General features: G+C 40.1%; 6 protein-coding genes. All 6 read left to right on the top strand.

Annotated features, from left to right (window positions below):
- The first annotated feature begins 76 nt into the window (after positions 1 to 76).
- The 6 genes from EAE92_RS17930 (at position 77) to EAE92_RS17955 (ending at position 12,245) form a co-directional block, all read left to right on the top strand.
- Positions 77 to 2,782 carry a baseplate J/gp47 family protein gene (locus tag EAE92_RS17930; RefSeq protein ID WP_214069066.1) on the top strand — a complete coding sequence of 902 codons (2,706 nt, stop codon included), beginning with the start codon at positions 77 to 79 and terminating at the stop codon, positions 2,780 to 2,782.
- On the top strand, positions 2,775 to 5,675 hold the full coding sequence (locus EAE92_RS17935; protein WP_214069067.1) for a hypothetical protein: 2,901 nt from the start codon (positions 2,775 to 2,777) through the stop codon (positions 5,673 to 5,675). The genes EAE92_RS17930 and EAE92_RS17935 overlap by 8 nt, the downstream gene beginning before the upstream one ends.
- Before the next feature lie 150 nt (positions 5,676 to 5,825).
- A complete protein-coding gene (locus EAE92_RS17940) occupies positions 5,826 to 7,181 on the top strand; it encodes a tail fiber protein (RefSeq protein ID WP_214069068.1) in 1,356 nt (451 codons plus the stop codon).
- A gap of 81 nt (positions 7,182 to 7,262) precedes the next feature.
- Positions 7,263 to 9,224, top strand: a complete 1,962-nt coding sequence (locus EAE92_RS17945) for a contractile injection system tape measure protein (protein WP_214069069.1) — start codon at positions 7,263 to 7,265, stop codon at positions 9,222 to 9,224.
- A gap of 9 nt (positions 9,225 to 9,233) precedes the next feature.
- On the top strand, positions 9,234 to 11,318 hold the full coding sequence (locus EAE92_RS17950) for an ATP-binding protein (protein ID WP_214069070.1): 2,085 nt from the start codon (positions 9,234 to 9,236) through the stop codon (positions 11,316 to 11,318).
- Positions 11,319 to 11,342: 24 nt separating this feature from the next.
- Positions 11,343 to 12,245 carry a Pvc16 family protein gene (locus tag EAE92_RS17955; RefSeq protein WP_214069071.1) on the top strand — a complete coding sequence of 301 codons (903 nt, stop codon included), beginning with the start codon at positions 11,343 to 11,345 and terminating at the stop codon, positions 12,243 to 12,245.
- Positions 12,246 to 12,279 lie beyond the last annotated feature (34 nt).

The following is a 12,279-nucleotide window of genomic DNA, read 5'->3' on the forward strand; positions in this document are numbered from 1 at the left end:
TTCAACCTTATTTCTAAATAACCATGCTCTCCTGAAAATTGATCAGGAATATATTCAAATAATAGGTGGTGTCAATATGGGACAGGCCGAGTTAGATAATAAACTCTCCGCTATTGTGCCAAATACTGCATTTAAACTTGATGAAAGAAGTACGCTGGATATTTTAAACTGGCTTAAAAAATACGCCGCAATCATCCCTTTCGATCAAGATAAAAAACAGTTCTGGGACAGTTTCTACTTTATTCAAAAAAATAGTCCTCAACAATTAGCCAATATTTACCAACAAGTTAATCAAGCCAACGGCCTTTTACCGCCACATCAGGCTTTTATATTGGCTTTTTTAAAACTACTGGAAACAACCAAACGCTTATTAAACACCTTCCCGGCACGACACCGTGATCTTTATTATCGAGAATTACTGGGACTGAATCCTAAAAACGCCCAAGCGGATAGTGTCGCCATCAGCGTTGTCCTGAATACGGATAACGCGGAATTTTTAGTAACACAAGGCACGCTGTTTGATGCCGGGCAAGATAGCGCCGGCAATTCGTTACAGTATGCGTCAGACACGGATTTATTGGCGAATCAAGGGGCGCTGACCGACCTGCGTTGGTATCGGAAAGACGGCAACAATGGCTGGCAATCGGCAATCCCTTTTAATCTTTCGGATAACATTGCATTACCTGAAAAAGGTATCCGACTTTTTAGCCCGACAGCTAATGATATGCCGGTGCTATCCGGTTATCTAATTACCTCCTCTTTATTTGCGATGTCCGCCGGAGAACGCCATATCACATTGACGCTGGAAAATGATTGGGAAGGTCAAGCGGAACATCTCACCGCTAAAATCAGTGCAGAAGATCACTGGTTATCGTTGTCGGTAAAACTTATCGACAAAAAGAATATTGAACTAGGATTATCATCCACCGCTGATCCTATCAGCCCGCCAGATAACCTTGACGGCATGGCATTCGACGTACCGGTATTAACATTAGGCACGACTCAAAAACCCACTTTGCCCAAAATTACCGGAATTGAAATCAATATCAACGGCAACCGCAGTGTGCGCTATGCCTCTGATGGCGGAACTGAACAAACAGATAAAACCAGTTTCCCCTTTGGTCAATATCCCTCATTGGGTTCCGGTTTTAATCTGGTTGCCCCTGAATGGTATAGTTCTGAAAACGCGACGCTTACCCTGACTCCGCAATGGGTTGGCTTGCCGACAAAAAGTTTTAAAGCGTGGTATAAAGGGTACACCCCTGAACCGGATAATAGCGCGTTTAAAGTCCAGGGCTATTTAGTCACGCCTCAGGAAAGAAAAAAGCTCACGGGAACCCCATCGTTATTTGGCGGAACCGATGCGCCACAAGGACAAAGCCTGAGTTTTACCTTACCGACAATGGACTACTCTGTATCTGATAGCCCATCACCTAATGACTGGCCCGCGTCAGTGCGCATAGAATTGGCTGACCAAGATTTTATGCACACCCAATACTGGCAAGATCCGACCGGTAAAAATTTACCCTACACCCCACAAATCAGCGCATTGCAAATCACATTCAGCGCTAAAGTAAAAACCGAGCAATACACCGTTTATCCTCTCACGCCTTTCGGTTGGGGAAACGCGAACGCTGAAACGCCTTCATTCGCCAATGACGCACTCTATTTGGGTTTCACTAACGTGTCACCGGGACAAACCTTATCCCTATACTGGCAATTGGTCGGTGTTCAGCAACTTACGCTATTCTGGTCTTATCTAAATCAACAAAACACCTGGCAGCCATTAAATCAACTGGTTCACGACCAAACTCACAACCTGTTTGACCGGGGAATATGGAGTACGTTATTGCCACAAGACGCGTCAAATCAGGCAGCCTTAATGCCGTCAGGACGATACTGGTTGAAAGCAGAGATCACTCAACAGACCGCCCCTGAGAATTACCCAAAAATGCAAGGCATACTGTATAACGCCGCCACCGTTACATTAATCAACTCAGAAGTCATTGAAAATGATCACTTTATCAATGGATTAGCCGCCGATAGCATCAAGCAGACCGTCAGCGCATCCGGCGCCATTAACCGTGTGACGCAACCCTGGGCATCCTGGAACGGTCATCCGAAAGAAACAGAATCCGCTTTTCTCAAGCGAATTCCTCCCCGGTTGTCCCATCGTAACCGTGCTTTAAGTTGGGATAATATCGTTACGCTACTGAAAGAGAATTTTATCAGTATATTTGATGTCAAATACCCTTCCGCCAATGAACTAACAAAAATCCCAGCCCCAGAAACGCAACAACTGGTTGTGATCCCTAACAGTCGTTACAAAGATAACGACGATGCGCTACGCCCGATCCTGAATCCGGCCCGACTGGCGGAAATGGCCGACTGGATAAGCCAGTTAAGCAGCCCTTGGACCACCCTCAAAATCGACAATCCCAAATACGTTGACGTGCTGATCAGCTATCAACTGGTATTTGTCGCAGGGGTTAATCCCGACTACGGCCGTCATCAGTTACAGCAGGAACTCAGCCGAAAATATATGCCGTGGGCAGAAGATAGCGCTATCGGCGTCACAACCGGTAATCGCATTGATTACTACCCGTTATTAGCCACCATTCAGCAGTCACCTTTAGTGGAACGGGTCACTAACTTAACGTTGAAAAAATCGCCCCAAACCGCAGGAGCAGTCGGTGACAGCGTAGAGGCCGCTGATAATGAAGTACTGATTTTAGTTTGGTCAGAAAAGAGTTCCGCTAATAAAGGAGCAAACAATGAATAATCAGGATGCCCTGTTTCCCACCGTTAAAGACGATATCGCCTTTGAAACCCTACTCACTCAAGCCAAGACAGTGATTGAGCAACAGTCTGGGCAACTCTGGAGCAATACAGCAGAAAATGATCCCGGTATTACCTTATTAGAAGCCGGTTGTTACGGTGCATCTGATCTGGCCTATCGTCATTCGCTACCCCTGCGCGATCTGCTTACCCCCGAAAAACAAGAACAGACACCGAACGATGGCATTTTTCCACAAGAATTCGGCCCACAACAAATGCTGACCTGCGGCCCCATTACCGCGGAAGATTATCGCCGCGCCTTACTGGATTTACATAGCAGCGATAATATTAACGACAAAAGTGAAGGTTATTTTTTCTTTAACGATGTGCAGCTAGTTCGTGAACCTGAAAGTGAACGTTATCAGTACTGGTATAACAAACAGAAACGTGAATACAGTTTCATTCAGACGCCAGATAGCCAACAGTTAACCCTGAGAGGCAATTACTGGCTTTATTTACTCCCTAACCGGGAAACTGAGGCCGATAAGGTATTGGCACAGCAGAGTCTGGCGGCTTTCTTAAAAAATAACCGTAATCTAGGGGAATCCGTCAGTAAAATTATCTGGCTACAACCGACGGATTTCCTGTTGCAGCTTGCTATTGAGCTGGATGATGATGTAAAAGATATTGCTGACATCTTCGCTAAAGTCTATATGACAACCGCACAGACAGTACTGGCAAAACCGTTACGTCATACCACTCAGGCCATGAAAGAATTAGGCTACAGTAATGAAGAAATATTCGCGGGACCTTATTTACATCACGGCTGGATACCCGAATTACCGACGGCCAAAGATTACACCAAGCCGACAGAATTAAAACTCAGCCATTTGGCTAATCGCTTATTGGCTATCCCCGGAGTACAAAGTATTACCCAATTAGCATTAGGCAAACACGATGAAAATATTTCTCCGTTGGCGGACGATAATTGGTCCTGGACAATCGCTCAAAGATATTATCCCAGGCTATGGGGCAGTGATCCCTTAAGCTTAATGACTTCACCAGCAAGCCCGCTCATTATTACCGCCAAAGGCGGGGTAAAAGTCGCCGTCTCTAAACAAGACATAGAGAACAAAATTATTATTGCACCATTAATTCAGACACAACCAGAACTATTAAACTGGGGCAAACATCGTAAAGTTCTGGACTACTATCCAATCAGCAATAAATTACCCGCCTGCTATGGATTACAGACCTACGCGGAAACTCAGCAGCAAGTACACTTGCACCAATTTATGTTGCCTTTTGAACAGATACTGGCTAACGGCTGCGCTGAACTTGCTATTTTGCCGAAACTGTTAGCCTTTAAACAACGGGGAAATGCGGTATATGGTACACAATGGCCTTTTAAAGCTAATACTATTGGTCAGAAAGTCCATCAGGAGCTCATGCCTGATTTAATCAAACAACTAAATAATGATTCCCAAATTAATAATGATGACGGTATCCATCGACAAAATTATGCAAAAGAATTATCAATCCTGAATTACTTATTGGAATATTTTGGCACCCATCGTGCGGCCAGACCACTCACTCTGGATTCATTGGATTTTCTCTCTACTCAGCGCGGTTATTTGGCGCAACAACCTGAACTGACCTATCAGCGTAATAATATTCGTGTTGATAAAGTGTCAGCGCTGCAAAAACGGATTGCCGCCCGCATTGGCTTAGGTGGAGAATGTTTTAAAGACAACCCCAACTTGGCTAATTTGCCTTTCTATCTGATTGAACATCTTCAGCTATTATCGATAAAACCTGATAAAAAATTCGATAGTGAGCAAAAACCCGATAATCTGGAAATAAAAAGTGAGCCAAATGCTAAAAATCATCAATTAATCATTACCCAGAAAGGAACAGCGGACCAATTATTGCACGGGCAGGTCATTAATCTGATTATTATTGAGGGCGACAGAAAATTCATATTACGAGGCCAAATGATTACCGATATTACAGGAGACGCCTTCTCTCTTAACACCCGTAATAGCACCGATCTAGAGCGCAATTTAAACCGTGTGGAACAAGCGTTTAAGCAAGGTAATTTACGCTGGTGTAATAGCCCGGTATGGATGGAGGATATGGATTACCAACTGGTTTATGCCAGTGACACATATCAAACGGGAACAGAAGATGAACGTTGGATCACCTCCAGCACCCAAAGTCCCTTCCCTGCCATGATCGAAGTCAATGATGAAATCACGCTGAAATATGTTATTACCCCCGATGGACCGCCGACAACAATATTAGCTAATAGTGATTCTCCTACCGATTATGAACTTAAAGCACAAGTTGTGGAATTTGATCGCATTAAAGGCCGGATATTAATTAAAAAAATATCGGGCCAACAATATAATTTTCCAAAACCAGAAGACGCATGGCGTTATCATTGGTACTTTTCCAATGAAAAATACGCGTTGGCTGACCGCTTTTCATTTATGGTCAGTGTGGTAATTAATCGTCAACTTATTGAGAATGATAAAGTCGATCCTTATAAACTGGAGGCGTGGGTAAAAACGGAGATCTTAGCTGAATTCCCGGCACATCTTTCCATGATTTTCCACTGGCTATCACCGGAACATTTCAAGAATTTTGCCAGTACTTACAAGCGTTGGCAGAACAATGGCGCGCCTCTGGGTGATGAAGCGTATAATATTTTAGAAACATTAACGTTAGGGCGTTTACCTTCAGCGGCAACCGGGACGGGTAATATGCGAATCGCCACCGAACAGCAGCGCAAAGAGGTAATTGGCGACTCTGGAACCGAATGGAACGAAAAGGTAATAGAAGATAATCAGTTATTATATGTACCTAAAATTCAAGCTAATATTCAATCTAAATAAAAATAGTTGCAGAAATTAATATCGCACTATAAAAATAACCATCAACTTCATTACTAAATAAAATATCCTCCGATTATTCTCTTATGATCAGGCAATATTTACAGGATATTTAAAACAGAATAATTCAATATTATATATAAGGTCACTAAAATGGAAAAAGAATATAATCTATCTACTGGGCAATCCAATACAGAAAATGCCAATCCTGAATCAATAGGGCCTTCATCAGATGAATTAAAAAATCGTTTTAAAGCGGGCAGTATTCCCCTACAAACTGATTATTCAGACCTGATTGATATTGCTGATATCGGGCGCCGAGCAGTGGGCAAAGCACCAGATCAAACTAATAATCCAAATTCAGCGCTGGAACTGGATAATAGCTCCGGGCTGAAAGTAAAAACTAACCCTACCGGCGGTATTTCTGTTGATTCTAGCGGCCTAGCTGTTAAATGTTGGGATAAAGGTGGTATTACAGTCACTGACGGTGCTGGTCTTTATTTAAAATTAGCAGGGGGTAATTCCGGTAATGGTTGGAGTGGTGTAAGTGGATTGGGACTGGGTTCAGACGGTGTAAAAATTAAGGCGGGTAATGGTATTAACGTTGATGGTAGTGGCGTTTCTGTAAAAGCTAAGGAGAATAATGGCATTAATGTTGATAGCAGTGGCGTTTCTGTAAAAGCTAAGGCTAACAGCGCTATTGCCATTGATAACGAGGGGGTAGCTGTTAAATGTTGGGATAAAGGTGGTATTACAGTCACTGACGGCTCTGGCCTTTATTTAAAATTAGCAGGGGGTAATTCCGGTAATGGTTGGAGTGGTGTAAGTGGATTGGGACTGGGTTCAGACGGTGTAAAAGTTAAAGCAGGCAACGGTATTAACGTTGATAATAATGGTGTCGCTGTAAAAGCCAAAGATAATACAATTAACGTTGATCCTACAGGGATATCCGTAAGACTTGGTTGGGGAATAAAAATAGGTGATGGATTAGATGTTAAAGCCGGCAATGGTATTACCGCTGATTGGAACGGTGTCTCTGTAAAATCCAAAGATAATACAATTAGCGTTGATCCCACAGGAATCTCTGTGAATCTTGGTTGGGGGGTAAAAGTTGGAGGAGGATTGGATGTTAAGGCCAGCAATGGAATTAATGTTGATAGTAGTGGCGTCTCTGTAAAAGCTAAGGCTGGTAGTGGTATTAAAGTAGACAGTGATGGCGTAAGCATTGATATACAATCAATTGCATCAGCACTCGCTAATTTAATCATTCCACCTGGAACAATTGTGCCATTCTATGGCAATTATGATAACCCTCCTTCTGGTTGGGTATGGTGTGATGGAAGTAATGGTACACCTGACTTAAATACTAATAGTGATAATCATGGCTCAACTGACCATATTAATTTAATTTCAGGCTCTATGGGTAAAAGTACTAATTATTGGCAGTTAGAATATGGAACACATGTAGCAGCAAATATATATTTCATGAGATACATTATGAAAAAATAAATTAGCTAATCATAGTGATATATTCTATATAAAACCCACTTCAAATTTATTACGTAAATTCACGACAGAGGAAATATTAATATGCCTTGGGAGCCAAATCTATTAAACCGAATTACCATTACTATTGAGGCTAATAATCAACAGATGGCTAAAAAAATATTACATGGCTCCCTGCTTAATCAAACTGATATCAATAAGTTATTTAACACATTCTTTACTCAACATCCCATTAATCAGGATATCTATTTAGAAACATTAACTCTGGATCTTGGTGAAATAAATTTACATAATTTTAATTCACTATTCCCTGTAAAGCTTAATACTGCGCTAAATAAAGCATTAAGCCAATATCAAATTAATCATCAGGAGAAAAAAACATCCCTAACACAATCAAAACCACAGGAAATAATCAACAAACCTTCTTTATTATATATCAATAATTCAATTAATATTGAAGATTTCATTCATTATTTAAATCAAAAGAACTCCCCATCCAATTCAATAGAGATTAAAACTTATCATCAAAATATTGACATTAATATCCAACAATTAGTTAACCAATTAGCTGGAATAGAAAATAAATGGGTTTTGCTTTTAGCAAAAAGCTGTTTATCTGAACTAAGTCTACAACGGTTATTAATGCTCAAACAACCCACTTTATTAAGCGCTATTAACCACAGACTATCCGAAAGGATAAACAGATCACAATATTTGGGGGAGCCTGTCTCCCCCGGACAATTGATACTCAATGCGTTGCAATATATACAGCTAAATAATACACAGGAGATACCTGAACTGGATGTGAAAGTGCTATCACATCTCACCGCTGAATTAGATAATGGTACACTTAATACAACATCCATTATTACGTTATTTCGCCAAATTATCACTCGCAATATTCCATTAAATAATTGGTTAAAACAATTATGGCAAACTATTACTGTTGCAACATTCAGTAAAAAATATCTATCGGCTAAAGAATATCAATATTTATCTGAGCGTTTAATTTCAAATCATATGAATAAAGATATGCTCAGTGAAAAATTAATTGTCACTAATCATGACAACATTAATACTCAGGAAGATCAATATTTACCTGAGCATTTTATTTCAAATCATACAGATAAAGATATACTTGGTAGAAAATCAATTATTACTAATCATAACAATATTAATGTTCAGGAAAATCAATATTTACCTAAGTATTTTACTCAAAACCGTACGAATAAAAACAAATCCAGTAAACAATCGGTCATTACTAACATTAACAGCAAAAATGTTCATGGAAACCAATATACTCCAGAACATTTCATTTCAAGCCATACAGATAAAGGAAAATCTAATGAGAAATTAACCGTTACTCACGCTGATATTAAAGATACTCAGACACATCAATACACTGCAAATCAGAAAGTAATATCCAAAAACCAGAGAATATCACCAATATCGAACAACCGACATATTACAGGAAATAACGCTAACCAACTACAGAGTATCAATAAAACACATTCAGAATACGCCTTATTGCCTAAACAAATTCTTCCATATCCAGTAAATAATGCTGGAATATTAGTTTTATGGCCGATTCTACCCGCATTATTTAATCAATTTGGCTTACTTGAAGAGCAAAAATTTATTCATCGTCAAGCCCCATTTAGCGCAGTTAATTTCCTTAACTATCTGATTTGGGAAAACGAAGAAATACAGACAGAACTAAATATATTGAATAACGTTCTATGCGGATTAGTGGTTAACGAACCTATTGAATTAGCGCCTGTTGAGCCAGAAAAACAGTTGATCATAGATCAATGGCTAGATGCCATTATTAACCAACTTCCCGGCTGGAAAAAATTAACCCGTAATGACGCTCGCCAACTGTTTTTACAACGACCGGGTGAATTGCTGATCAGTGATCAGGAAATCAACATCATCGTAGAACATCAGCCGTTTGATATGCTATTAACCGATTGGCCGTGGCCATTAAATATCGCCAAGCTTCCCTGGCTGGATCACCCTTTAAAGATTGACTGGAAAAATATTTAGAAGGTTTATATGGACTACCTACTGACAAATATCCCCTGTAGCATGGCTGAATTACACTGGATTTATCCCCATTTGGAACGTATCGATCTGCTATTACAGCACTATTATTATCAAAAGGGAGACCAATACGACTCATTACCGGAAAGTTTTTTACTGACCGAAGATGAAGTCGAACAATGTTTAATATCACCGCAAGGAGTTCCTCATTGGTTAATTGAAGTAAATAGTCCTATTCGCGATCCAGAAATCGAGGCAAGCCCTGCCCTTGATGCATTATCATTATTGGTCGAACGTTTTGAACTGACTGAATTTGAGCGTGATGTTTTATTATTAGGTTTATTACCCCATTTCGATAGCCGTTATCATGCGTTATTTGCCGTTCTAAATGGTAGCAGTAAAAAACAGTGGCCCAGTTTTACTTTAGCCATTGAATTATTTAGCCAACGCCAAGGTGATCGGCAATTACTACAAAACAGTTTTCTGCCGCAAACACCGTTAATCAGTAACCAATTATTACGGCTCAATAATCATGAAGAATCTATCTGGTTACAAACACAATTTTTAACCCACAACGCGATCTGGCATTTTTTATCGGGACAACGAACACTTTTACCACCCCTAATAACCTGTGCTAATTGGCAAACGCCTGCTTCATATAATTGGTATCCTCTGCCTCTTTATCATTCACTGGAAAAGATATTGTTGAATGAAACTGATGAAATACGACCACTGGTGATACTCCGGGGAAAAGAAGGCAGCGCCAGAGAATTAGCAGTCAGTAATATTATGGCATCTCATGGCATTAATACCTTAACTCTTGATTTAGCTCTCCTGCCCGATGAAGAAAACACAACCCTAATATCCAGCCTGCTCGCAGACGCAATACGAGAAACCCGGCTACATAACTCTTGTTTATTAATTCGCAATTTTTCTTTGCTTACAGAGGCAAAGAAAATATTACACCACAATTTATCTATTTTGCTGAACCAGCCGAAATTACGCGTAGTTTGCCTGGTAGAACCGGGAGATGCATTAGTCTGGATTAAGCATCTACCAATGGTGCAAATCAATATGCCCGTTGCGACACTGACCGATAAAGAAACTTTACTAAAAACAAGCTTACCGGAAAATATCGCCCAAAAAATTAATATTACTCAGCTATGCCAGCGCTTCTCTTTTACTGCGGAAACATTACCGCTGATTCTTGAAGAAGCTTATCAATATAAAATGATCCGGCAACCAGAAGGCCAACTGGAAGAAACCGATCTGCGTCAAGCATTAAGTTTTCGCGCCCAACAGAATTTCGGCAAACTGGCTCAACGAATTACTCCAAAGCGCAGTTTTGACGATTTAGTGGTTTCAGACACATTAGCACAACAATTAAAAGAAATTATCTCAGCGATTAATTACCGTGACCAAATTTTGGGCGCCGGTTTTCAGGAAAAAATCAATTACGGTACCGGTATTAGCGCCCTATTTTACGGCGAATCGGGTACCGGCAAAACAATGGCTGCCGAGGTGATTGCCGGTTATCTTGGGGTTGATCTGATTAAAGTTGATCTTTCCACCGTAGTAAATAAATATATTGGTGAAACAGAAAAAAACATCTCTCGTATTTTCGATCTGGCCGAAGCGGATTCCGGGGTCCTGTTTTTCGATGAAGCCGATGCCCTATTTGGCAAACGCAGTGAAACCAAAGATGCTCAAGACAGGCACGCGAATATCGAAGTATCTTACTTATTACAACGACTGGAAAATTATCCGGGGCTAGTGATTTTAGCCACCAATAATCGCAGTCATTTAGATAGCGCGTTTAATCGCCGCTTTACCTTTATTACCCGTTTTACTTATCCAGATGAAGATTTACGTAAAAAAATGTGGCAAGTCATTTGGCCGGAACAATTGCTATTATCCAATGAAATTGATTTTGCCCTTCTGGCTAAACGGGCTGATTTAACCGGAGCTAATATCAGGAATATTGCTTTATTGTCATCAATACTATCAGCAAATGATAACGGTGAACAAATCGAAAATAAACATATCGATCGCGCCGTGATACTTGAATTAAATAAAACTGGCCGATTAGCATTTTAAATATTTAATAGAATAGGAACAACCATGACAACCATCATTGCTTCTGACAATGCGATTATCGAGATTAATCAAGCATTAAATACTATTTTATCTCAATATTTAGACATTTCCGGTCAAAAAATTGATATTCGATTTGATCTACCTGAAATTAACTCTATTCAATCAGAACCGACAGTGAGTGTATTTCTTTATGAAATACATGAAGATCTACAATTACGATCCGCTGAATCAAGACGTTATAACCCGATAACTAACACATTATTACCGGGATGGGTCAATATCAATTGTAACTATTTAATCACCTACTGGGATGCCAGCAAGCCTTCTAGTGATAGCTCCAGCCCAGACAGCCAACCCAATAATCAAGCTGCACAAGTGATGGCACGAATTTTAAATGCGTTAATCAACAACCGCCAATTAACCGGTATTCCCGGTGCTTATACCCGGGTTATTCCCCAACAGGAAAATTTAAATAGCTTAGGTAATTTTTGGCAAGCGCTGGGTAATCGCCCTCGCCTCTCTTTACTCTATTCCATTACCGTACCGATGAAACTGCAAGATATTAAAAACAATATGACACCAATTAGCCAAATATCGACCTCGGTGGTTCAAAAACCCAGCCTGGATAATTCACAAATAAACCAAGCTCTGGCAGATAAATTATGTGCCGATTTAGGCGGTACAGAAGATATTCGCCTTGCCTTAGCTAAAGTGAATCTAATAACCGAACCTACAACAGATAATAATGATAATCAGGAAAATGAAAGTGTTATTCTTGAAGTTTCGGGTATTACTCGTTCAATCTATTTAGCTAAGATAAAAGATATTCTTTCTACATGGGTAAATAGCCAAAAAACCGTGGTTAAAGTAAATGGAACAGGTATTATTATCGCTAAAGAAAACTCCGACAGTTTAACTTCAATATAAAATCATTAATAAAGAGAAAATTATACAGATAATA

Origin of the sequence: Photorhabdus hainanensis, from assembly GCF_018448965.1 — a bacterium.
In the GTDB taxonomy this organism is placed as follows: Bacteria; Pseudomonadota; Gammaproteobacteria; order Enterobacterales; family Enterobacteriaceae; genus Photorhabdus; species Photorhabdus akhurstii.